The organism is Ensifer sp. Root423, assembly GCF_001426275.1.
Classification (GTDB): domain Bacteria; phylum Pseudomonadota; class Alphaproteobacteria; order Rhizobiales; family Rhizobiaceae; genus Ensifer; species Ensifer adhaerens.
The window spans coordinates 55,823-79,721 of the sequence record NZ_LMEG01000008.1 but is presented as its reverse complement, the minus strand read 5'-3'; the positions used below and the strand labels follow the sequence as shown (position 1 = coordinate 79,721).

Below are 23,899 nucleotides of genomic sequence, written 5' to 3'. Positions count from 1 at the left end.
CAGCCCCCCGGCACCTGGCCTGGTGCTGCAGGTGATCGCCGGCGCAGGTCGCGCTATGTCGCCCCGCCCTACCATTCGAAGCCGATCCCTGTGAGGACCTGGTGCGCCCTTTGGCGCTCCGGTCGGCCTGAAGTGGCGGCATCCTCGTCGCCCAGAGGCGCCAGGAAATTGTAGAGCACCTCCATTTGCACCGGTCCGAAATTATAGCCGAGGCCGCCGCCGGCCTGGAGGCCGAACCCGGCCGGAAGATCGCCGCGCGCGGCATCATAGTAACCGCCTCCGAAGATCCGCCCGTAGAGGGACCGGTAGACACGATACTCCGCACCGCCGCGCAATCCGGCGCGGATAAAGGCGTCCCGATCGTCGACCGGCACATCGACATGAACGCCGGCGGTCAGGGCACCGCCGGCCCAGTCCAGCAGCGCATTGTATTGCAGCGAGGCGACGAAACTTGTCCTGTCACCCGCCACCTCGGCGCCTAAAAAGCCGGTTCCCTGACTGGTGAAATGGAAGCCCTGATAGGCAAGCGCGCCGCCGAGCCCAGTCCAGAACCCGACCCTGGTCGCCGGATCGGTATACGCGACCTTGAGCGTGACCGGATTTTTGTAGCCGTCGAGAAAGGCAGCCAGTTCGTCGAAGCTGGTTTGGATATCGATGCAGCCTGAGCTGCCGCGCAGTAGCCCGCCGTGCAGGAAGAACGCGCTTCGCCTTCCGGCATTGCCACACGGCCCCTCCCTGACCGCGACAGGATTGAGGTGCACCCGTCCCGCCCCCCAGTCGCCGGCATGAATGCTCTGCCCCTGGACCGTGACGTTTTTCTTGCCGACGATGCCGCCGACCAAAAGGTCCAGCTGCTCCCCGGTTGAAAATTGGCTGATACCCGGTGGCGAAAAACTATAGGTGCCCTCCGGGATCGGCCCCTTGTCCTTGATGCCGGTGAAACGTTTGTCGTTCAGATAGGTGTCGACATCGACATCTGCGCCGCAGGCCTTGGCATCCTCTTCAGTAATCTTGATCGGGCGACCGGAATCGCCGTCGTAGCGCATGATTTCCTCGCCGTCGCCGTAAACGATCAGTTCCTCACCGTTGAAGACCATCGTGACTTTCTTGAAGTCGGCGGCCTTGCGTTCGCCGTCCGGCGCGCGGCGGATGGTTTGCTCGCCAGCGGTCTGTTGCAGGCTATGCGTCAACTCGTGCGCCATCAGGCGTCGGCCCTCGGTGGTTCCGGGGATGTACTCGCCCTTGGCCAGCGCAATATCGTTTCCAAGCGTATAGGCGCGCGCCCCGATCATGGCCGCGGCCTGATCAACCTGCGGCCCTTCATGGACGCGCACATGCGAAAGGTCCCGCCGGAAACGCGGTACGAAGAAGCCGGCTTCAGCGACACTGAGCATGCGGCCGCCCGCAGAAACCGCTTTGGCCGCCGTGGCAGCGCCGGATGGCCCGCCCCCAGTGTTGCCCCGAGTGTTGCCCCCGGACCCGCCGCCTTGCCGCTGCACCGAAGCGGCCGTCATGGGCGTGACAGCCCGTGCAGCACTGCCCTTTGCGACGGTACCGGCAACCTGATCGGCCTCGCGCTCATAGGCGTCGTTCGCCGGACCGACCACCGGCTTACGCTGAAGTACGCCGGGCACCGCGCTGAGCGATCCGGGCAGCCGCATCTTAGGTTCACACACGCCCGAGCCACCGCGGTTGCGTGCGGAACGGGGCATCGAACGTCGGGCACGCAGAGCAGCGCGCAGGGACATCAGCCACCTCCTTTCGGGCGGGTGAGCGCCCCGGCGATCCGCTGACCGGCAAGGCGTCCGAGCGCGTTAGGGCCGCGCCCTGCAGCCGGTGGCAGGCTCAAACGCAAATGATCGGCGCCACCCTGCCCGGCCAGCGCGCCGCCATTGGCGGCAAGCTGCGCGGCAAGCGCCGTCCTCAGCCCCTTCGCCAACGCGGCAGCGTCGCTTGCGTGCACGCCATGAACGCGAAGCCGGTCGATATTGAGAACGATCCGTGGCCCGACAGTCATTGCAGCCACCCCGCGCGTTCAGCGTCGGTCATCGGCCGGCCAACCTTGTCGTATTCGAGTTGCGCCGCCTGCAGGATCTCGGCCATCGACACTGCGCAACCGCGGTCGGCCGCGAGGAAGGCCGCGCCCAACGCGATGTTGCGGATCGATCCGCCGGCCAGGTTGAGCTGTGCCAGCTTGTCGTAATCCAGTTGCTCGCGAGGTTGTGCGTCAGGAAAGATCCGCATCCAGATCGCCCGGCGTTCGGCCAGATTGGGAAAGCGGAAATCGACGATGAAGCGCAGGCGACGCAGGAACGCGTCGTCGATATTGTCGCGCATATTGGTGGTCAGGATGCAAAGCCCGCGATAGGCCTCGAGCCGCTGGAGCAGGTAGCTCACCTCGATATTGGCGTGGCGGTCATGGCTGTCCTTAACTTCGGAGCGGCGGCCGAAGAGCGCATCGGCCTCGTCGAATTGCAGGATCACGCCGCCATCCTCGGCCGCATCGAAGACCCGGCGCAGGTTCTTCTCGGTCTCGCCGACCCATTTCGAGACCATCGCGGAAAGGTCGACGCGGTAGACATCAAGGTCGAGCGCATTGCCGATGACTTCGCCGGCCATCGACTTGCCCGCGCCCGACGGGCCTGAAAATAACGCCGAGACCCCGAGCCCCTTGTGCTGGAGCCGCACGCCGAAGCCCCACTCCTCGTAGACCTGCGTGCGGTTGCGCACCTGGGCAATGATGCTTTCGAGCACATCCTTCTGTCGCGGCGCCAGGATCAGGTCGTCCCACGTCGCGGGCGAGGCCACGCGATGCGCCAGGTCGTCCATGCGGGGCCGCGCGGTGCGGCGGCAGGCCTCCCAGGCGCAGGTCGCCAGATGCTTCGGATCGCGATTGCTCTCCAGCGACATTTCTGCAGCGACAGCACGCGCAACTTCGGGAGCCACGCAGAAGGTGGCGGCAAGGCGCGGCAGGGCCGGGATAAGATCGGTATCGTCATCACTGAGAACGCTGTGCCACACGGCAAGCTGCTCGGACGCCTTCAGGCGCGGCATCTCCAGGCGGAGCGCCAACCGGTGACCGACCCGCATCGGTTCGACCGAGGCGATGGCGAGCGGCCCGCCATAGGTTTCGGCAAAGAGCTGGGCGGTCCGTGTCTCGCCCATGTCGTCATGCATCAGCACCAACCGCCCGGCACACAGCATCATATCCCGGGTGAGCCCAGCGGCGAAGTCCACCAGTTCGACGGCTGTCTGGGGCAGAAGCTGCGAGTTCAGCGCATAGGTGATGGCGTTGATCCCGGCTGAGGCTTCGGCAAAAGCGCAAAGCTTGCCCTCGGGATCGCCGCCGGTCAGGTGCAGCACCGGTGTGTCCGGTAGAGACAGGCGGGAACCGATTTCCCGGGCGAGCGTGGCGCGGTTGGGTGCCAATGACAACGGTCGCGGAATGCGGCGCAGCAGGGCGGAGGCCCCGGCGTCCAGCGAGGGCGCACCGACAAGGCGCAGCAGCACCGTGTCCGCAAGGCGCAGGCGCGCATCGACCAGCGAGCCGCTGCCCTCGATCCGGACCAGCCCTGCCCGGCGCAGTGGCGCCTCGGCCGACAGTCCCTTCCAGTGTGCGCCCGGCAGACGCGTCAGTGCCAGCGACAGCGTGGGGGCAGAGGTCAAAGGATCGTCAAGCAACCGGGCGACGATGTCACGCCCGTCCGGTTCCAAGGCGACATAGGCGCACAAGAGCAGGATGTTGCGACCGAACGCATCCAGTCGGAAGATTTCGGCCAGCTCGCAGGCAGCGGTGCGCGGCGGCTTGGTTTCGGCGACCGGGCCGTGTTCGAGCCAGGCGCGCACGACCGGGAAGGCGTCGGCCAGGGACGCGATATGTTCGGCGCGGCTCACAGCGAAAGCTCCGGGCCGATGATCTGGCCATAGGTGGAGCTGCCCGCGGTGCTGTCGAGCGTGACCGGGCTGAGGAGCCCGTCGACATCGGCCCTCACCAGATAATCGCCGCGCGGCAAGCTGACAAAGGAAAAGGTGAGCGAGGCGGCGTTCGCTCCACCCTCCACAGGGATACGCCCGGCCAGGATCACCTGCGCCGGCGCTGCCGGGTTGCGGACATCGAGAAGCAACCGGACCGCCTGATCCGACCGGATCGAAGGGGTGAAGCCGATATCGACCGTACCTGTCGCCGTCGTTCCACCCGCCGGCGCGGTGATCGTACCGACGACGATCGCCGGGCTGAGTGCAAAGGCCAATGCGTTGGAGCGGGCGCGCACGTGATCCGGCTGGTCAGCGCTGGTCCTGGGTGCAATCGCCTGCAGTTTGTGGACGCCGACGGCCAACTCGACGCCGCCGAAGGTGGGGGCATCGAGCGTCACTGCAAGCGCCGCCTCCGACTGCCGAACCCCGCTCATGGCAAGACCGCCACCATCGACTTCCAGCTCGAGCCCCGGCTTGGCCAGGCCCCTGCCCGCCACGTGGAGGATACCGCCCCAGACCGGCGGGATGATACTGCCGGGCGCCCTGCCCGCTGCGTCGAGCCGGAGCGTTGAAACCGGCGAGACCCAAAGCCCGGGATGCGCCACCGGGGTAGGAACCGGTGGCGTGGCGGACGTCTCGATCACCACATGGCTAACCTCGTAGGAGAGCGACAGCGCATAGGGGACCTGATAGAAGATTGACCAGATCTTCGAGAAATCATCGATCGTCATCAGTTGGCGCGTCACGCGCAGCCGCGCCAACGCCGCCTCCAGATCGCTATCTTCCAGCTCGTCGTTGTCTTCGATGGCGTTGTGGATCGTGGTCTTGCTCAGCAGCGGCTCATGCTCCAGAGCCAGCATCACCTCGCCCAGCATCAGATCGGGCTCGAACGCGTCGTGATTGCCGTAGAAGCTCATTACATAGTGCAGGTTCAGCGCCAGCTTGCTGGGGCCGCGCATCTGGCCGGTGGCACCACGCGTCGGCAGATGGTCATTGGCATGGGCGGCATTGGGCTCGACCCGGTAGAGATGAAGATTGACGAGCGGCGCTGCATCCTCGGCAAGCTTGGCCGTGGGCGCCCCCAACCGCACCTTGGCATTTGGCACCGCGGCGTTGGCCGCCGACAGGATGCGCCGGAGAAAGGCTGCGCTGACGGTGGATATGGCCAGCGGGTTGCTCATCGCCCACCTCTCCCGTCGAGAAAGTCATCCAGGCTGATCCCCCGAGCCTCCGCCCTTGCCGGGGCTGGTTGTCCGCCTCGCGGCGGATCCATCACCACTTCGATGGTGCCGATGCGGATCTCGACCTGGGGCGGCTGTTGCGGCTCCACAGCTCGGTCAGCGTTCCTGCCTCGCGGGACCTGCGCTGCCCAATTCGGCGCGGTATCCTCGCGCGCAAGCAATGGCGGGGCGGCCCTCGGGACCGGGACAATCGATGATCGCGATACCGGCCGACCATCGGCAGCGACAGGGGACGCCGCCGGTTCGGGATCCGCCCGGGCCGTTTCGCCGGACATGTCCCCAAGAGCGTCTGCAAGTGTGCCGTTAGCGATCACCGGCGCCGGAGCGGACGGCGCGATGGGCAACGAAACGGGAGCGTGCGCGACCGGAGGGGTTTCAACGGCCAAAACGGCTTGCGACGACGTTGCCACCGGTGGCGTGACCGCCGGCCTCGAAGCAAGAGCAGCCGGAGCAACGCCTGCGGCGGGCGCCAATGGCATCATGCGGCGCGACGGTGCAGCCGGTGCCGACGTGGCTGACGTGATCGGCGCTGCAGCGTGTGTCGACCTCAGGACCGTCGTAGCTGCTGCGGATATGGTCGGACCCGCGACGGGGGCGGCCGCCGGAGGGGCGGCCTCTCTGGTGCGCGGGGTGCGCGACGGAGCCTCGGAAGACATGGACGGCACCGGCCTATCGCTGTCGGAGGGTTCGGACCTTTCGCCCAGCGTTTCGAAGGGGCCGGGCCGGCGCGGCGCCAGTCGGGGCAGCGTGCCGCGCGCGCGCGCGGCAAGGTTGCTCAGGAACGCGCTCATGCCAGTGCCTCGGCCACATAAAAGGCCCGCCGATGCTCCGGCAAAGCGAGGATCTCGGCCTCGGACCAGTGGAAGACCCGAGCGATGTGCACGACGTCATGCAGGATCTGCCGCGAAATCTGTTGCAGCTCATGAGCGACGAAATGCACCGAATCGAAAGCCACGGATTGCCTGGCGCCGCACTCCGGGCAGCCGGTCTCCAACCACACATCGGCGCCCGGATCGATCGCCTCCAGAGCCTCGGCAAGGCCATCGAGCGGCAGATCCATTGCTGTTTCCTGGACCCGTGCCGCCAGCATCCGCGCAGCCGTTTCAGGTTCGGCGATGGTCTCGATCTCAAGAATGTCGCCGACGGTCACCGGGCGCACGACCGCCTCGCAGCCACCGATCATCACCTTTTGAAAACCAGGTTCTGGCCAAAGCGCCTCCCCCGCCAGCCCGAGGCTGGCGGGTTCGAGCGTGAGCTCGTAGATCTTACCGCACGCTTCGCAAACCGGTTCCGCCCGGAGCGGGCCCGACCTCAGTCGTGCCCGGATCGCCAGAACCAAACGGTCGCGCGCCCCCATAGGCAGGGCCAAGAGGGTCCCGCACGCGGCCTCGGGATAGGCCCGTTGCAGCAGCGCGACCGACCATTGAGCCGGCGACAGCACGCTCGCGCGGTCGGCCAGCTCAATCACCGCGGAGGCGTCCAGCCGTGAGGGAGCTCCCAGGGTCATGATCAGGCCGGAACTTCGAAGCTGGGCTCTTCAGGCTCAGCCACGTCTTCGTCCCGCTCCCATCCCTCGTTCTCCAGCTTCAGCGTCTGGATCGCGATGGCGCTAGCCGAAGCGTCCATGTCGGAGAAGGCCGAAAACTCGGAGGGCCAGCAACGATAGAGCTTGTAGGCCAAAACAATCTGACCGGCCTCGTTGTAGATTTCGAGTATCAGGTCCTTGCGGAAATCCTTGAGCGACACCTCCGCCCCGAGGCCCGCCCCATAGTTCCACACCTTATTAGCCCATTGCTCGAACTGCTTGGAATGGGTAACCCCGCGCTCCAGCGTGATTGCCTCATATTCGGTCTGGCCAGGCGACTTGCGGCTGGTCGAGGGGTCGCCACCTTCGCGGTGCTTGACCACCTCCGTCGAGCGCTTGAGCGCTGAACACTTGCTGACGCCTGCAACGTAGTCCCCGTCCGGCAAGCGCAGACGGAACTTGTACGTTTTATAGGGGTCGAAACGGTCGGCATTCGTGGTGAACTGTGGCATGTTTGTCCGCCCTCCCTTTAGGACGCGCTGCGGATCTGCTGGATCGAAATGATGACGAATTCGGCCGGCTGCAGCGGCGCGAAGCCGACGACGATGTTGACGATGCCGCGATTGATGTCGTCCTGCGTGGTCGTCGATGCGTCGCACTTGACGAAATAGGCCTCCTTGGGGCTCGCCCCCTGGAACGCGCCCTGCCGGAACAGCCGCTGCATGAACGATCCCACCGAGAGACGGATCTGTGCCCAGAGCGGTTCGTCATTACCTTCGAACACAACCCATTGTGTGCCGCGGAACAGGCTCTCTTCGATGAAGAGCGCGAGGCGCCGGACCGACACGTACTTGTAGTCGTCCGACAGCACGTCCGAGCCCGCCAGCGTGCGAGCGCCCCAGACGACGCGGCCGATGTTCTGGAACGACCTCAGACAATTGACGCCGATCGGGTTGAGCAGGCCGTTTTCCTGATCGGTCAGCTTCACGGTCAACCCCTGGGTATTGGACAGCGTTGCGGCCAGGCCGGCCGGCGCCTTGAAGACCCCACGATTGACGTCGGTGCGGGCGATCACGCCCGCCACCGCCCCACAGGGCGCGAAGGCATCGATTTGACCGCCGCGCAACGGATCACGTTTGAGAAGCCGCGGAAAATAGAGCGCGGCGTTGCGGGCATTGGTGAGTGGAAGCACCTGGTCCGTGGCGTCGAGCTGGGCATTCTTCGCCGTCGTCGCCGCGGTGTCGGGGTTGGCGTCCCATTCGTTCGGCGGATCGACAATGTAAAGCGCGCGCCTTTCAGCGCAAAGTGCAGCGGCCGTTTCCCTGACGGCCTTGGGCAGGGTGGCCTCGCGGGTGTCGGGTGGGATGCAGAGCAGGTTGAAGATGTCCGCCTTGCGCAGCGCCTGCATGCCGGTTTTCAGCGCCGGATCACCTTGGTAGGTCGCATCGGCCAGCGTCGTTCCGTCGTCGCCTCCGGTAGCAGTACCTGTGGCGGCATCCGCGGGCCGGCTATTGGAAAAGGTCGGGGCCGGCGGCGCTTCAACGAGGTTGCTCTGGGCCGCGAGGATCCGGTCGAACCGGCGCTGGCCCGCATCGCTTCTCATCGACAGGGTACGCAATACCTCCCGGGTGTCAGTGGCAGTGTCGACGATCTCCAGATCGAAGATGTCGTTGACTGTCAGTCCGTACTTCTTGGCAGCTGCGGCCGCGCCCTCGGGATCGGCGACGTCGGGGTGCGAGATTTTCCCTGAGAGCGAATTACCCCAGGCACCAGGGCTCTTGGCCCGCAGGATCAGGGTGCCCACAGTCAAGCCTGCATAGCCGTCGCCGCCGTCCTGCTCGAACAGCCGTACGATCAGGCATTGCCCGCCGCCGTTGGCGAAGAAATCGTCGACGGCGTAGGAGACATTGCTGTCGCTCCAAAGCCCACCGAAGCGGCGATTGAACTCGCCCATGTTGAAGCAGGGCGTCGGTTCCCCGACACCCCCCTTTTTCGTGCGTCCGACGAAAGCGGCAATCGAGGTCGGCACACCGGCGACGGTTCGCACGCCCGAGTCGAGCTCCTGAATGTAGACGCCGGGATAGGTTGGAGAGATGGGCATGCGCGGCTCCTGTTCTCAAACGGATCGTGAATGCAAAAGCGAACGATGCATCGGACGGCCCTTGCGGGCCGTCGAAACCGGATTGAAAGTCAGATCAGACCGTCAGGCCGATCAGAACCGTCACCTTGGCGGCTTTATCCGCCGATGTGTTGTGAACTGTCAGGGTGGTCAGATCGCCCGCAAAGAGCTTGACCGCCTCTCCGAACAAGAGGATCGGACCACTCAGCGCGGAAGCATTGGCCCCGTCTGCCTTGACGGTCACCGAACCGTCGAGAAGATCGGAAGAGATCGCGAGAAAGGCGACGTTGTCGACCTTGTCGACCTGCAGGGCCAGATCGCGCTCTGCACTTCCGGCGTCGAGATCAACAGAGACGGAAACGATACCATCGCCCGTCGATGCGCCCTTGGTCTGGATGGCAGAGCCTGACTTGCCACCTGCGGTTAGGGACCACGTGATTGTTTCTGACATGAAAGGCACCTCGGAGAAAGCGTTGCGCGATCAGTCGGAGAATTCAGTATCACAATTTTAAATTGCGCCAGCAAACACGGACGCTTTAACGAGATCTGCTGCTTTAAGGCCCAGCTCGCCGGATAGTGCTTAGGGAAGCCCAAAAACATTCGCAGCGTCGAACGTAGCAACGTCACGCTTGAGATATACTTATCAGAATGCAAGAAGATAATTATAAAGATACAGAACACAGAAAATGTCAACGGAGATAATTCTAATCTCTACACTGCCGCTTCCAATCGAACACCATTCCACATTAAAATAAACCAAGTATAAATCCCAATAGAATATACGGGATAATATGTATAAGTTGGGGCTTCCCGCACAGGCTGTGAGACGCGGCTGGCGTAAGTTCAAAAACAATTGCACGACGTTGGTGATTTGCGTTGTTTGTTGCGAGACTAGGTCGCGACCGTCGGGAGAGGCACTACATGCGTTTCTGCTTCGCATTTCCCCAATGATTTGGTCGTTTCAGTGTACATATTATGAGTGCTGAAGCCTCACAGCCAGATCGCAACCATCAGGTGGCAGAGCAACGCCGCAACGTTCCCGACGAAACGTTACGCGATTTTTCTAGCGCTCGCGTCGCGTCATTGGCTAAGCCCAATGTATTACGCAAAATGTCCATTTGGGCGAGTTGCTATGCGGTTTCCCGATTGGCAAACTGCACCTGCATTTGCACACACCGCCACCCTATTTCGACACAGCCGCCGCTGCGTTTACGGTTCATATTTCCGTGTAACTGCTTGATATTTATAAAACTTGTTATTGACAATATATGCGCACGTGAGCCTCCGCCCCCCTGCGGAGGCTCATTTTCGTTGTGCGCACGCCGGTACGCTAAACCGGTTCTCTGTACATTGTTCTTGGGTCAAGCAAGCGCGCCACCACCTCGTTCGCGCCCTCGTTGACTGGATTTGCCGGTTGGATTGCCCGGGAACGCTTTTTGGGACAGGTTGGACCCACCCACGACGACATGCCCTGTCTTAACATCTTTGATCCCCTCAGAACTTGTAGGCAATCCGCAGTGTGCCGCCATGGCTGGAATAGGTGTCGGAAAACGAGCCCTGGTAGCCGACGCGCAAACTGAAGCCGTCGGCGTTAGCGATGTCGACGCCCGCGCTTAGTCGACCTGCCACATCGGCCAGTGGCACCGTGCTTTCGAAAGCGCCGACCCCAGCTGGTGCATTGGCCAGCCGGGCTGACGTATCCCAGCTGTCAGCGCTGCTGAAGCTCACTCCTGCGGCCGCGTAGGCCCGCATAACCGTTGTTTCGCTCAGATCCACGCGCGTGCCAATCTCAATTGCCGGGGTGGTGGTGAAGCTCCACTGGCGGGTGTCGTTGATCAGGAGATCGAGCGGGCCGGCACCTGACTCTCGGTAGCTACGGGCGTGCGAATAGATCAGGTCAAGGTCGACCAGCGGCCGCACATAGTAGGCATCCTGCGCAAAGGTGTAAGCAGCGCGCAACCGGGTGCTGACATTGTAAACCTCCGGTTCGCCCTCCGCCTGTCCGGCAAAGCCCGGAATCCGGATCGTACGCACGTTGTCGTACCAGCCATAGCTGCCGGAAACAGCGCCCGAAAGAAGCCAAGGACCAATTTCATGCTTCAGTGAGGCACCGGCATAAAGGACGTCGCCGTCGGCGTTGACGCGGCCGTCGTCACCGCGAATGGCACTGCGGTCGTAGCCCCCGGCAAAGCCGACAAACCAGTCGGGCAACACCTCGACCTGGGCGCCGGCCTGCAGCGCATAGGTCGTGCTGTCGAAACCCGAGACGCCGCCGCTGGCCTTCTGGTCAAGCTTCTGTGCACCTGCCTGGCTCCACGCGCACTCCGTCTCAGTCAGGAACGAGGTGTCCGCAGCAAACATCGGGCAACTCAGCAAAAGGTCGAGATGTTGCCGCGTCGTGGCGATGCTGCCGGCCGCGGCCGCTCCTGCGACGCCGGGCGATATATCGGACAGGGCGGACCCGTATGCACCAGAATCGCCATCAGCAAGCGAGCCCAGTGTGCCAAACAGTCTGCCGAAGGAACCGCCGCCGGCGTCCCAGATCTCCTGCAGGTGGTCGGCGACGTTGTCCTGGTCCGCGTTCAGCGCAAAGCCAGGCTCGCCGAAATGGGCCGAACCCGTCGCAACTGACAGCTCGTTTCCAGTCCGGGTCAGCACGTAGTCGTAGATTGCCGACTGCCCGCTTAGCGAGTGATCCAAGGTGCCACCCGCAGTGAGAAAAGACAAAGTGATACCGGGCAAGACACTTTCGGCACTCACCGTGAACTTGCCGGCGAGGCTGGCGTCGCCCTCGACCGTCAGTCGATCGATGCGCGAGCCAGCGAAATCGGCGTTGATTGCCAGAACGCCGTCCATAAGCTGGGCAAAGTTGCCGGTGATTTTCGTGGCGTCGATAGCCTCAGAACCGCCGACTGCCAGCCGGCCATGATTGAACACGTCAGCCTCGTAAACCTTTGCACCCGTCAGCAGGCCACCTGTCTCATTGACGACTGAGACCGCCATGCCGCTTCCGACACGGGCCGTCTTCGATATTTTGGCGTCGACGGTGATGGCCCCCTTGACGCTGCCGTCGATGATACCGGCGTTGTTCACCACCATCAGCGTGCCGTCTGAGAGCGGGTTCAGTCCGGCGCTATATTGGACGGCGACACCGGAAGCAGCCGAGATCATGCCTCCGGAATTGACGTTCACGCTATTGTTCTGCCCGCCCGCGACCCAGACACCGGCACCATTGTCACCGGATCCGCCCGTAATGGAACCATCCACCGTCACATTGACCGTACCGTTGTTGGCAGTGCCTCCGTCGCTTTGCGCAAGTATGCCGATCGAGTCTTTGCCGGTCGCTCGGATTTCGTTGCCGGCATTGAGGGTGACCGTCACATCGCCGCTTTTTCCGGCCGAAGAGAGGTTACCGTTCGACCCGATGAAAGCACTGGTCGCGTTGCCGCCGAAACCGCCGCCACCGCCGATTGATTGCGCGAGAACACCGAAGGAATAGTCGCCATCGGCGAGGATGCCGCCGTCGATATTGACGGAAACATCGTCGCCATCACCAAAGCTGGCAGGGCTGTCACCTTTGAAGGAGAGCGGCGCGCCCGAAGCCGTTCCGCCAATGCCGCCGCCACCGCCAATCGATTGGGCAACAATGCCGTGCGCGCCGATGCCACGCGTGTGAACCGTGCTCTCGCTCGTCAGATCGACCGTGACAGCGCCGCCATCCGTGTCGCTGCCGCCCGATCCGCCAACCACAAGCGAGGCTATGCTGTCGGCTTCGCCGGCGCCGCCTATGCCGCCGCCGCCGCCGATTGATTGTGCGACGAGGCCGAACGCCCGGTCTCCATAGGTGTTGAGCGCGGTACCGATGGCAAGGTCGACCTCGCCGCCACGACCGCCAACCCCTCCGCTGCCGCCGACCACGAGGTCGATCGCATGGCTGTTTTCGTCCTCGGAAGCCGTACGGCTTCCAGCGCCACCGACGCCACCGCCGCCACCGATAGACTGCGCGACGATACCGTGCGCATCGTCGCCGCTGGTCGACAGATTGATCCAACCCTGCGCCTCAACCAGGCCCCCCGACCCACCTGAGCCGCCAGAGCCGCCGAAACCGCCGCCGACGGTGATCTTGCCCGCCGCATGATCCGAACCGTCACCGCCCTGGCCACCGCCACCGCCGATCGACTGTAGGAGCACGCCATAGGCACTGTATCCGGAGGTGTTGATGCTGTTGCCGTGATTGTCGTCGAAGGTGATGTCGACCTCGCCGCCATTTCCCCCCGCACCGCCACGGCCGCCGACGCCAACGGTTATGTTGGCCGTTGCCTGGCTGCCAGACGCGGTAGAGCTACCACCGGCACCGCCGCCGCCGCCAATCGATTGGGCGACGATGCCGTCGGCCCAATCACCCGTGGTGTTGATGCGGCCGGCATGTGTCAACGTGACAGTGTTGCCGTTGGCGGCCGTGCCACCGGTACCGCCGTCATCGATCGTGGCACCGACATTGACATCGAAGCAGTAGCCGGACTTACCGTCACCGTCGTCGCTCAGGCAATCACTGGCGCCCTGGTCATCGAGCGGCTCGGCATCACCGGAGCTCGCCTGCCCCACGGAGCCGCCAAGCCCGCCGCCGCCGCCGATCGACTGCGCGAGCACGCCGTCCGCATCTGCGCCGAAGGTAGCAATATTGCCCGATGTGGTGACGTTGACCGTCCCGGCCGAACCGCCACTGCCGCCGGTCCGGCCAACCGAAACCCCAACCGATGCGGAAAAGTCGCCGCTACTGCCTTCGGGCTCCTCGCCTCCGGGCAGGCTGGCGCTGGCCGACAGCCCGACGCTGACGCCTTGCGAAGTACCACCGCCGCCGCCGATCGACTGGGCGAGCACACCGCGTGCACCCGTGCCGCTGGTCTTTAGGGCTGTGCCTGCGTCAAGATCGACAGTCGTCACCCCGCCGCTTGCGCCACCGCTGCCCGAGCCGCCAACCCCGACATTGGCAGTCAGGTTGAAGCCGCCGCCAATCTGCTTGCTGTTGACGCTGCCGACACCGCCATTGCCGCCACCCCCGCCGATCGATTGCGCCACGATCGCATTGGCATAGTCGTCTGCCGTCGTCACTGAGGCACTATCCTTCAGTGAGACTTTGGCAGCACCACCATTGCCGCCGCCGCCGCCGGAGCCCCCGACCGAAACACCGATGTCGGCACTGACGGTATCCACGGTACCGGCGGTCGCTGCCATCGACGACCCGCTGCCTCCATTCCCGCCGCCGCCGCCGATCGATTGTGCCATCACGCCATGCGACGAAGCGCCTTTCGTAGAGACCGCCGTGCTGCCGTCCAAGCTCACGGAGACGTCGCCCGCAGAGTGGGTTGAGCCGCCGCTACCGCCGACGGCCGTTGAGACACTCATCGCCAAGGAGACATCCTCGCCGGTCGGCACTGCCACGGTGAGCGCATCGGCAACCGAGGAACCACCGCTACCGCCACCGCCGCTAATCGACTGTGCGAGGACGCCGATGGCATCAGTCACATCGCCGCCGTGTTGGCCGGTGCTAATGATGCTATCGGTCAGGTCGAGGGAGACGTCGCCACCGGCGCCGCCTGAACCCCCGGTACCACCGACAGCCACCGACGCCGTAAAGCCGAGACCTGCGGAGTAGGAGCTTGCGGAGCCGCCGGTGCCGCCACCACCCCCGACCGATTGCGCAACGATGCCGGCGGCGTGCGAACCTTGAGTGGTAAGGGTCAAGCCCTGGAAGTCGACACTGGTGATGCTGGCATAGCCACCGCCCCCACCGCCCCCGCCAATCTGGAAACTACCAAGCCCGGCATCGCCACCCGTGGCATTTCCGCCGTTGCCTCCGCCGCCACCAATCGACTGTGCGAGCACGCCGACCGCGCCTGAGCCGGCAGTGGCGACATCAACCGCCTCGTGCGCACCAGTCTCTGCGGAACAACCGTCATCGGAATATTGGTTGGTGACGCAAACTTTGCCGCCGGCGCCGCCGCCCGAGGCACTGCCGCCGACACCCAATGCGGGGAGACCAACCGACAGGTCGATCACGTTGCCGCCGTTGCCGCCACCGCCACCGATCGACTGTGCCATGATCGCATGCGCCATCTCACCCCGTGTGGTGACCGAGCCGCCGGGCAAAAATATGCCAGCCTCGCTGCCGTCACCGCCGGCGCTACCTGAACCCCCAACGGTCGCGATGCCCGACGCGCCGGCACCCGAACCGCCACCGCCGCCGATCGATTGCGCCAGGATGCCGATGGCGGCATCCCCGCCGGTACTGATGACACCTGAATTCTGAACCTGCGCATTGCCGCCAAAGTTACCGGAGCCGCCGGAACCGCCGATCGACAGAATTCCACCCGCCATACCGGCAGCGCCGCCGCCGCCGCTGATCGACTGGGCGATGATGCCGTGCGCCGAATAGCCAGATGTGGTGATCGTACCGGCATTCAGGACGCTGGCCGTCTCCGCCGACCCACCACTGCCACCATCGCCACCCAGCTCGAGCGTGAGCCCGGCGGCAATGCCGCCTGTGCCGCCGCTGCCGCCGATCGACTGGACCAGGATACCGTAGGAATGTCCGCCCGCCGTCGTGATTGCTGCATTGTTGTTGACGATAGCCGTGTTGCCACTGCCGCCATTGCCACCATTGCCCGCTCCCCCGCCGAGCACGTCAGTGAAGTCGCCGCCAGTGCCACCACCGCCTCCGATGGAATGCAGGGTGATGGCGGTCGAGTAGTCACCCGTCGTCGTGATCCTGGATGCGCCGTTCGTAAAGGCACCCACGCTGCCGGCGTTACCGCCATAGCCGCCCCCACCACTCGTGCCGACAACAGCCGTTTCGTCGCCGCCATTGCCACCCTGACCGCCTATGCTCTGGCCCAACAGGCCAAAGGCGTTGCTGCCATCTGTCGAAACGCTGCCGCCGGACAGGTTCAACTGGATCTGACCGCCGTTCCCGCCGAGACCGCCGGAGCTGTCCTTCTCTCCGTCCTGGCCGTCGCCGCCACGGCCACCCTGGCTCAATGCGATCACACCGCCAAGGTCGTCGCCCTGCGTCGAAATGATGCCCGAATGGACCGTCACGGTCGTCGCGGCCAGCCCACTGTCTGGCCTGCCACCCTCGCCGCCGGCACCCGCGACGTTCGAGCTCCAACCGTCGCCACCATCGCCACCCCGAGTGACGGCGACGACGCCGCCCGAAAGCTCGGTCACCTGGCCCGTGGCGACGATCGTCATATCTGCGTAGGTGTCGACATTTACGACCGAGCCGCCTCCACCCACACCGCCTTTATCGGAGCTGTCTCGCGATGCCGTGCCGTCGCTGCCCTGGCTCAGCCCATGGATGCCGCGCACGCTGTCGGTGTCGTTTGCGTAAACGCTGATCGCCCCGGCGCTTGCGTTTCCGGAGGAACCGTTCGCGATATCGACGAAGCCGCCCGCACCGCCCGCACCGTTGTCGTGACCGCCCTGCTGGCCGGTGGATTCGGCAGCCAGGCCCCACGCATAGTCGAGGCCACTCAGCGAACTGGTCGGGCTGCCGAGATTTACCTGCCCTGTGTTGGCGATGCTGACCGTGCCACCGTTGCCACCGTTGCCGCCCACCTGGTCGCCGGTCGCGCCGCTGTTTTGTTCACCGCCACTGCCTCCCTTGCTCACCGCAAAGATCCCGGCCATGCCTCTGGCCGTGGTCGACTTCAGCGATTCCACGGCCAGCATTCCATAGTTGGTAATCGTTACCGCGCCTCCGGCACCGCCGGCACCACCGTTCGATTTGTAATTGTCATTGTCCTCGTCCCCGGAGCCGCCGAAACTCGTTGCCGAAATCAAACTCCCGATGGTGCCCGGATCCGTAGACGCAGACAGGGTAATGGCGCCGAAATTAGTGATCGTCACGGTCCCGCCGGCACCCGCGCGTCCCTCGTCGACACCGCCGCCGCCCATCGTGTATGTCATGATGACACCGCCGGCTGAGCCCGACGGCACGACGTAGGGGAGACTTGCGCCAGCGGTATACGACGCACTTGTGTTGATCGTTATGTTTGCTCCGGCGTCTCCGTCCTTTTCATCGTCATGATCGACACCGCTGTCGCCCCAACAGGCTGACCACGTATATCCATAGTCGACCTGGCCGATTGTCTGGTTTGGATCGCCATTGCAGCCTGCAGACGCTTCGCCTGCCATACCAGCTCCACCGAGCCCCAAAGCCAACATGATGAGCACATGCGGGACGTAAACGTTCCGAACGCCGGCCGGGCAACCATCATTGCCCCGCGGTCGGTTGATCAATTTAGGCCGGAAAGGAGCAACTTCACGACTGCATGTTTGAGAGAATGGCAACTCCCCCTGCGTGAGGGACGAGGCAGCGTTCGACCGAAGTCGAAATGCTCGCAAGATCTTTCCCGTGCGTTCGGCATGTTTCATACGGCGAGCCCCTTCAAAATTGGAGCAAGCGCGGCCGACTTCGGCGCATACGCAATCTGCGCGCGAAGGGCTCTCCCCCAATCAAACAAATGCAAGGTCACTGTGAAGTGACGGTAAGGCAAATGGGGTCGAGGAATCTACAGAACAAAACTATTCAATTCTGACCAAAACATGCATGAAGGCGAACGAGCCCATCCGAGATTGCCGGTGGAAGACGCCCCTCTCCAATTTAGGTCAAATCTTCAAATTTATTACAGATTCTGCCAAAGACCGGCTGAACTTACTGTCCTTTCTTTGTCCCTCAACTCGCCGCCTGACGACCTAGACTTGCGCGAACCGCCGCCCTGTGCAAATGCTGAGGGATGCTGGACCTCAAGACAGTGCTCGTCGTCGATCTGGCAACCGCCAGTTTACAGGCGGTCGCGTGGATCTTTGTCTGGCTTGCTTGGCGCCATCTCTATGAATTGAAGTTTCTGGCGGCCGGATACACTGCGATCGCCATCGGGCTGTTCCTGATGATCTTGAGAGGCGATCAGCCAGCTGCGTGGTCGATCGTGCTACACAATACGATCATCAAGCTTGGCCTCGTGTTGCTCGCCGAGGGCCTGGCGCGCTTTTTAGGGCAGCCCCGCTACACCTGGGTCGGCGTCTCGCTGCTTGTCCTTCAGGTCGCAGCCTGGAGTATCGCGGTGACGCTCGATCCGGGCGATCTTGCAATCCGCGTCCACACATCGACCGCCTTTACGGTATTGATGATGTCATTGATGTGTGTGGCCCTCTTGCGCGATCGGACGCAGCCCCGGCTTCTGCGCTGGATTACGATGGCGGTGCTGGGTGAATACATGGCAGCCAGCGTGGTTCATAGCGCGATCGAATTCTGGTTTCCGGCGGCACACCAGGACATCGCGATCCTTAACAACCGCAACGCCTGGTACCTTCTGCAGGGAAGTCTGTTCCTGATTGCCCTGTTTGCTTGCCTGCTGTTTATGGTCAACTCGCGACTTTCGGCAGCCCTGCGTGAGAAAAACGAAGCCTTATCGCGCGAAGTGCTGGAACGCAGAAGGCTCGAACTCCAACTGAATGCCAGTCTTGAGGCCGAACGCGCCCTTCGTGAAGAACAGGCTGACTTCATGCGCATTGTCAGTCACGAGTTTCGCACGCCTCTTGCAGTCATTCGCAATGCGGTCGACATGATCGGCCTCATAGGTGACAAATCCAAAGACGCAACGAAGGAACGGCTTGCCGGCATTGGCGAGGCGCTCGATCGTCTATTCTCCCTGATCGAGCGGTTCATGACAAATGACGGTGACAATCGCTTTCGGCCGGAGCGGATGCAGATCGCATCTCTCATTGCCGACGTGCAATTACATTTCGACATGACCGGTCGCGGTGAACGCTTGCGTTTCAGGACGCAGGGTGAAGCAGTCTCTACGATTGCCGATCCAGACATGCTGGCAACCGTCGTTATCAATCTCATTGACAACGCACTCAAATATTCTCCCGACGATCAGCCTATTCACATTGATGGCCGATCCGATGTCGGGTCCATCATTATCCAGGTCCGTGATCGCGGTATCGGCATACCCGAAGCGGAGGTTCACAAGATCGGACGCCGGTTCTTCCGTGCCTCCAACACCAAGGCCGGAAGTGGAACGGGGCTCGGGCTGTACTCGTCGCGCAAGCTTCTGGCCTATCATGGTGGCACGCTGGATCTTTTCTCCAATGAAGGAGGGGGGACGACTGCCGTGGCACGCGTGCCCTTGCTGAGGGAGGCGGCGGAGCCAACGCAGCTAAAGGAGAAGATGAATTGACGCATGTTTTGATCGTCGAGGACGAACAGCGGCTGCGCAAGGATCTGGTCGACTTCCTGGCGCTTTGCGGTTTCACCGCCGAAGGAATTGCGACTGCAGAAGCGCTCCGTCGAGTACTGGATGATCATGAGCCGCCAGACGTCATCATTCTCGATGTCGGGTTGCCCGATGGCAACGGATTCGACCTCGCGCGAGAAGTCCGCGAGAAACATCGCTGCGGCATTATCATGCTCACAGCTCTTGGCGACAGCGACGACCGCATCCGGGGCTTCGAAAGCGGCGCTGACATCTATCTCGTCAAACACAGTACGCTGCGGGAAATCGAAGCCGCGATCCGCAGCCTGTTGCGACGAACGGGCGAGCACGTCGATTTGGCTGATAGCACTGGAGACAAGTGGGTGCTGGACAGCCGACACTGGACGCTCACTGCGCCGAACCAGCGCTCACTCAAGCTGACGGCGACCGAATTCGCGCTCGTAAGCGCGCTCTGCAAACATGGCGGCGGCATATGCGAGCGGGAAAAGCTGGCGGAGACAATTGCCCGACCTAGGACCAACTTCGACAACCGGCACCTGGATGCCGTCGTCAGTCGCCTTCGGCGTAAAATCGGCGAGCAGACCGACCTCACTGTACCGATCAAGGTGGTTTATGGCGTGGGTTATACGTTCACCGCACCTTCGGCCGTAGAATAGGGGATTTGGTTCGCACGAACGAAGCGACTGGTGGGCCAACAGATCCGCGACGCTAAGATGTTGTGAGACATGTCCGCTTTGCGCCAATAGCCAGCTTCGGTTGCGTCACCGCTCCATGTCGCACCGCCGGGCGCACGCCTGCGCGCCTGGCGGACTGATGAGCGTTCCCGCCACACTTACCGTTCGATCATACGGTTCCAGCGCTTGTTCCATTCCTGCCGGTTCTGGTTGATCGCATCCCAATCAAGGACCTTGGCGGTCTCCATGTTGGCCTTGAACGTCGAGAGCTTCGCGTTCGCCGCATCTGTGCCGGCCTTGGCGTTGACGTTTGACGGGATGATGTTGCCGTGATCGAGCGCCAGGCTCTGTGCCTCGGCCGAAAGCAGGTAGTGGGCGAGCTTCTGACTGAGTTCCGGTTCGCTGTTGTTGGCGATCACGCATTCGGTGACGGCGAGCACGACGGAGCCTTCCTTCGGCTGGGCGTATTCCACTGGAATGCCCTTGTCTTTGAGGTTGTTGACGGCTGTTGGGGTCAGCGGGAAGATCGCTGCCTCTCCGGTCTGCACCATTTCGGAGATCTTCGCCGAACTCGGGATGAACTCGATGACGTTCTTGCCGATCGTATCGGAGAACTTGTCGAAGCCCGGTTCAACGTTGGTCTCGTCGCCGCCCTGGATGCGGTTGAACATCAGGAAGGCGTGCAGGCCGAAGCTCGATGCGGAAGCCGACTGGAACACGACGGCGTTTTCGAATTTGGGATCGGCCATGTCCATCCACGAGGTCGGTGCCGGCCAGCCCTTCTCGTCGAAGAGCTTCTTGTTATAGGCAAGGCCGGTCATGCCCATGTCGACGCCGATCGCCATGTCGTCTTTCAGGCGGGCAGCCATCTGGATCTGGTCAAGCACCGGATCAGCAGCAATCTTCTGGCAGAGACCGCCGCCGATGGCGCGCACCATTACGCCATCGTCAAGCAGCATGACATGCATCTGCGGATTGTCCTTGGCGGCGGTTGCCTTGGCGAGGATGTCGGCGGAGGTGCCGGGTACGACGACGACCTTGACGTCGTTCGCCTTTTCGAAAGGCGGCAGCACGTGCTCGGTATAGGCGCGTTCGAAGTTTCCGCCGTTCATGCCGATGTAGAGCGTCTTGGTTTCCGCCGAGGCAGAATTCTGCTGCATAACGAACGCCAGCAGTGCGAGGGCCGTGGTTTTGGTAAGCCGTTGGTCGATCATGGTATTCCCCTTTCTGTTTACAACGAGGCTGCAGTTTCGGCCGCCACCTTGCGGAAGCGGCCAATGGAAAAGGCGTCTATCGGCGTAGTGCTGCGGCCCTCGGTGACGAGTTCTGCAAGCACTTCGCCGACGGCGGGCGCGGTCTGAAAACCTGCGCCGCAGAAGCCAAAAGCGTGGAAGAGGCCTGATGTCGTCTCGCTCGGGCCGATCACCGGGTTGCCGTCGGGCATTTCCGCCTCGGTTCCAGACCAGAAGCGGATGACCTGGGCTTCAGCCAGATGCGGAAAGAGCGTGATTGCACGCTGCATGACGGAGGATGCAGCCGTCACCGACGGACGCGAATAGTCGGGATCTCCAAGGGGCAGGCCGCGACCGCCCCCCATGACGTAGTTGCCGCGCGCCACCTGCCGGCCATAGAAGCTGCCGCCCTGTTCACCCATGCTGACGGGCAAACGCAATGGCAGAGGTTCGGTGACCACCATCGAGGGATAGATACGTGTCAGCGGTACAGGCTCGTTGAAATTCGCGGCAAAGCGGTCGGACCAGGCACCGGCGCTGTTGACCAGTTGTTGGCAGCGGATCGCGATGCCGTCGCCGGCGAGGATCTCGAAACCGTTTCCGGTCGCAGCGACGTCGCGCACCGGCGTCTGCTCCAGTACCATCGCGCCGGCGCGCTCGGCGGCTCTTGCGAAGGCGGGCGCAACGAGACGCGGATTGGCGTGGCCGTCATCGGGGCAGAGCGACGCGCCGACCGCCTGGGCGGAAAGCCAGGGGAACCGGTGCGCCAACGCCGAACCGGCAACGAGCTCAAGCCCCAACCCATAGTCCCGAACCGTCTCGGCATAGGCTTCGAGCTTGGCAAAATCCTTTTCCGTGCGGGCGAGCTTCAGATGGCCGGAGCGCATGTACTCGGCATCGATGCCGACCATTGCCTTGAGTTGCGGCCAGATACCGTGTGCGCGCTGCGACAAAGGCAATTGTTCGGGGGCGCGGCCCTGCCGGCGCACGCCGCCATAGTTCACCCCGCTCGCCTGCGCGCCACAATAGCCCCTATCGATGAGGGCGACTGAAAGCCCCGCTTTACGCATGGCAAGTGCTGCGGAGCTGCCGACCAGCCCGCCGCCGATGATCGCGACGTCGACGGAGATGCGCCAGCTCATGACCGAGCCTCCGCTTCTACGGCAGCACCGAAACCAAGCGGGATCGGCTTGACCGGCGCCTGAGCGCGAAGGCGACCAACCTCACCGGGCGAAACGCCACAAAGCCCGCTCAAGAACTCGGTGGCAGCGGCGGAACACATGCGCCCCTGGCAACGTCCCATCCCGACCCGGCTCAGCGCCTTCAGGCGGTTGATCTCGCTGATGGAGCCGCTCGCAATGGCGCGGCGTCCTTCTGCAATGGTAATCTCCTCGCAACGACACAGCGTCGTCTCGTCCGGGACCGTCTCGAACCAATCAACCGGGAAGGGAAAGGCACGTTCGAGGATATCACGCTGCCGCAGGATCGCTTCGCGAGCCGCCACCAGGCGCGCTCCATCCGCTGATGCTTTCCCCGCATCCTCGAGCAGAGCGGTCGCGGCGAGCTCGCCCGAGACTTCCGCCGCATCGGCGCCGGCAATTCCGCTGCCGTCACCGGCAACGTATACGTTGGCCCGGCTAGTGCGCCCCATGGCGTCTCGCTCAGGCAGCCACACGCGATCGCGCTCGTCAAAACAGAAACGGCAGCCGGCAAGATCGGCAAGCTGGGTTTCTGGCCGAAGGGCAAAACCGTAGGCGAGCGCGTCGCAGGATACCGTCTCGACGACCTCACCTTTGCTAGCCCGCCGACGGAAGCGAAGACCCTCGACCTGGCCCGTCCCGAGGACCGCCTCCGGCCGCACGCCGTTGCGGATCTTCACGCCGGCCAGCTGGAGCTGGAGCCCGTAGAAAACACCAAGCCCGACGATGCGCGGCGCATGGATGGCAAGCGACAGCAAGTGTCGCTTCGACGTGATGGGTGCTGTGTCGAGCACCGCCTCCACGCACGCGCCGGCCTTCATATATTGCCAGGCAACGAGGTAGAGCAGCGGACCGGAGCCCATGAAGACGATGCGGTCGCCAATTGTGCAGCCCTGGGCTTTCAGCGCCACTTGGGAGGCGCCGAGCGTGTAAACTCCAGGCGTCGTCCATCCCGGAAATGGCAGCACGCGATCGGTCGCGCCGGTGCACAGGATCAGTTGCGAAAAGCCGATCTGCCGATGCACGCCGGCCAAAAGGACATCGAGCTGATTGCCGCGCTCAGCCGCCGAAACATTCCAGACCAGCGTTTCGGGGCGATAGTCGATCGCAGGCAAGAGTGCCTCGAAAGCCTCGTGTAACCTTCTTGCCTTGCCGGCTTCCGAACCATACCGGCTGCGATAGGATCGACCGTCGTCGATCAGCGGGCGTCGATAGATCTGCCCGCCAGCGCGCAGACCTTCGTCAAGCACGATCGGCCTGAGACCTGCGCGCACGAGGCGCTCGGCGGCGCGTATGCCCGCCGGTCCGGCGCCAACGATGACGGGCTGCAACGGCTCAATCATGGGCCGTCTCCGACACCGCGCCGAGATCGGTGATGAAAGCCATGCCCGCGAGCAAGGCGGTGCTGCAGGCGCGGACGCGGCTGCCTTGCGCCGTCATCACATAACAATCCTGACAGGCGCCGATCAGGCAGAAGCCGGCCCGGTTCTCCCCGGTGAATTCGCTCTGTCTCAGGCGACCGCTCACCGAGAGTATCGCCGTCAGTACAGTGTCGCCGCGGCGCCCGGTTTGGGCCGTCCCGTTCAATGTGAAGGGCACGAGTGTCTCGTCCAGGCGGTAGCGCCGCCGGAGTAACGGGTTCATCGACATC

Annotated in this window: 15 protein-coding genes; 2 read left to right on the top strand and 13 right to left on the bottom strand. The window is 63.4% G+C overall.

Features of this window, described 5'->3' with window-relative positions:
- Positions 1 to 68: 68 nt before the first annotated feature.
- The 9 genes from ASD01_RS10480 to ASD01_RS37220 form a co-directional block, all read right to left on the bottom strand.
- Positions 69 to 1,748: an eCIS core domain-containing protein gene (locus tag ASD01_RS10480; protein ID WP_082584606.1), complete on the bottom strand. Its 1,680-nt coding sequence runs from the start codon at positions 1,746 to 1,748 to the stop codon at positions 69 to 71.
- The gene (locus ASD01_RS10475) at positions 1,748 to 2,017 is read right to left on the bottom strand and encodes a hypothetical protein (protein ID WP_060643914.1); all 270 of its coding nucleotides are present in this window, start codon (positions 2,015 to 2,017) and stop codon (positions 1,748 to 1,750) included. Before ASD01_RS10475 ends, ASD01_RS10480 begins: the two co-directional genes overlap by 1 nt.
- Positions 2,014 to 3,894: an ATP-binding protein gene (locus ASD01_RS10470; RefSeq protein ID WP_060643913.1), complete on the bottom strand. Its 1,881-nt coding sequence runs from the start codon at positions 3,892 to 3,894 to the stop codon at positions 2,014 to 2,016. The genes ASD01_RS10475 and ASD01_RS10470 overlap by 4 nt, the downstream gene beginning before the upstream one ends.
- Positions 3,891 to 5,156 carry a DUF4255 domain-containing protein gene (locus ASD01_RS10465; RefSeq protein WP_060519074.1) on the bottom strand — a complete coding sequence of 422 codons (1,266 nt, stop codon included), beginning with the start codon at positions 5,154 to 5,156 and terminating at the stop codon, positions 3,891 to 3,893. The genes ASD01_RS10470 and ASD01_RS10465 overlap by 4 nt, the downstream gene beginning before the upstream one ends.
- Before the next feature lie 847 nt (positions 5,157 to 6,003).
- Complete coding sequence (locus ASD01_RS10455) at positions 6,004 to 6,684, bottom strand: hypothetical protein (protein ID WP_143034295.1); 681 nt, start codon at positions 6,682 to 6,684, stop codon at positions 6,004 to 6,006.
- 41 nt (positions 6,685 to 6,725) lie between these two features.
- A complete protein-coding gene (locus tag ASD01_RS10450; RefSeq protein ID WP_060519070.1) occupies positions 6,726 to 7,253 on the bottom strand; it encodes a phage tail protein in 528 nt (175 codons plus the stop codon).
- A gap of 17 nt (positions 7,254 to 7,270) precedes the next feature.
- Positions 7,271 to 8,788, bottom strand: coding sequence for a phage tail sheath family protein (locus tag ASD01_RS10445; RefSeq protein ID WP_234824543.1), 1,518 nt, complete (start codon positions 8,786 to 8,788; stop codon positions 7,271 to 7,273).
- A 148-nt stretch (positions 8,789 to 8,936) separates the two neighbouring features.
- Entirely contained in the window at positions 8,937 to 9,311 is a 375-nt protein-coding gene (locus tag ASD01_RS10440; RefSeq protein WP_060519066.1) for a hypothetical protein, read from the bottom strand.
- Positions 9,312 to 10,354: 1,043 nt separating this feature from the next.
- Positions 10,355 to 17,086, bottom strand: coding sequence for an autotransporter outer membrane beta-barrel domain-containing protein (locus tag ASD01_RS37220; protein WP_318267667.1), 6,732 nt, complete (start codon positions 17,084 to 17,086; stop codon positions 10,355 to 10,357).
- Between the two features lie 572 nt (positions 17,087 to 17,658).
- Here ASD01_RS37220 and ASD01_RS10430 point away from each other — a divergent pair.
- Both ASD01_RS10430 and ASD01_RS10425 read left to right on the top strand, forming a co-directional pair.
- The gene (locus ASD01_RS10430; protein ID WP_060519064.1) at positions 17,659 to 19,107 is read left to right on the top strand and encodes a sensor histidine kinase; all 1,449 of its coding nucleotides are present in this window, start codon (positions 17,659 to 17,661) and stop codon (positions 19,105 to 19,107) included.
- Complete coding sequence (locus ASD01_RS10425) at positions 19,104 to 19,799, top strand: response regulator transcription factor (RefSeq protein ID WP_060643912.1); 696 nt, start codon at positions 19,104 to 19,106, stop codon at positions 19,797 to 19,799. Before ASD01_RS10430 ends, ASD01_RS10425 begins: the two co-directional genes overlap by 4 nt.
- A 176-nt stretch (positions 19,800 to 19,975) precedes the next feature.
- Here the strand turns inward: ASD01_RS10425 and ASD01_RS10420 are convergent, their stop codons facing one another.
- From ASD01_RS10420 to ASD01_RS10405, 4 genes are read right to left on the bottom strand one after another with little or no spacing between them, the layout of a single operon-like run.
- Positions 19,976 to 21,031, bottom strand: coding sequence for an ABC transporter substrate-binding protein (locus tag ASD01_RS10420; protein ID WP_060519060.1), 1,056 nt, complete (start codon positions 21,029 to 21,031; stop codon positions 19,976 to 19,978).
- A 17-nt stretch (positions 21,032 to 21,048) separates the two neighbouring features.
- The gene (locus tag ASD01_RS10415) at positions 21,049 to 22,191 is read right to left on the bottom strand and encodes an NAD(P)/FAD-dependent oxidoreductase (RefSeq protein ID WP_060643911.1); all 1,143 of its coding nucleotides are present in this window, start codon (positions 22,189 to 22,191) and stop codon (positions 21,049 to 21,051) included.
- Positions 22,188 to 23,591, bottom strand: a complete 1,404-nt coding sequence (locus ASD01_RS10410; RefSeq protein WP_060643910.1) for an FAD/NAD(P)-dependent oxidoreductase — start codon at positions 23,589 to 23,591, stop codon at positions 22,188 to 22,190. Before ASD01_RS10410 ends, ASD01_RS10415 begins: the two co-directional genes overlap by 4 nt.
- Positions 23,584 to 23,898 (bottom strand): (2Fe-2S)-binding protein, encoded by a 315-nt coding sequence (locus tag ASD01_RS10405; RefSeq protein ID WP_060519053.1) that lies wholly within the window; start codon positions 23,896 to 23,898, stop codon positions 23,584 to 23,586. Before ASD01_RS10405 ends, ASD01_RS10410 begins: the two co-directional genes overlap by 8 nt.
- Position 23,899: the final 1 nt, after the last annotated feature.

Bases quoted from the DNA above. Each gene is read 5' to 3' on its own strand.
- ASD01_RS10415 (WP_060643911.1), bottom strand. From the start codon at position 22,191: ATGAGCTGGCGCATCTCCGTCGACGTCGCGATCATCGGCGGCGGGCTG.
- ASD01_RS10475 (WP_060643914.1), bottom strand. From the start codon at position 2,017: ATGACTGTCGGGCCACGGATCGTTCTCAATATCGACCGGCTTCGCGTT.
- ASD01_RS10440 (WP_060519066.1), bottom strand. From the start codon at position 9,311: ATGTCAGAAACAATCACGTGGTCCCTAACCGCAGGTGGCAAGTCAGGC.
- ASD01_RS10465 (WP_060519074.1), bottom strand. From the start codon at position 5,156: ATGAGCAACCCGCTGGCCATATCCACCGTCAGCGCAGCCTTTCTCCGG.
- ASD01_RS10410 (WP_060643910.1), bottom strand. From the start codon at position 23,591: ATGATTGAGCCGTTGCAGCCCGTCATCGTTGGCGCCGGACCGGCGGGC.
- ASD01_RS10430 (WP_060519064.1), top strand. From the start codon at position 17,659: ATGCTGGACCTCAAGACAGTGCTCGTCGTCGATCTGGCAACCGCCAGT.
- ASD01_RS10420 (WP_060519060.1), bottom strand. From the start codon at position 21,031: ATGATCGACCAACGGCTTACCAAAACCACGGCCCTCGCACTGCTGGCG.
- ASD01_RS10450 (WP_060519070.1), bottom strand. From the start codon at position 7,253: ATGCCACAGTTCACCACGAATGCCGACCGTTTCGACCCCTATAAAACG.
- ASD01_RS37220 (WP_318267667.1), bottom strand. From the start codon at position 17,086: ATGTTGGCTTTGGGGCTCGGTGGAGCTGGTATGGCAGGCGAAGCGTCT.
- ASD01_RS10480 (WP_082584606.1), bottom strand. From the start codon at position 1,748: ATGTCCCTGCGCGCTGCTCTGCGTGCCCGACGTTCGATGCCCCGTTCC.
- ASD01_RS10405 (WP_060519053.1), bottom strand. From the start codon at position 23,898: ATGTCGATGAACCCGTTACTCCGGCGGCGCTACCGCCTGGACGAGACA.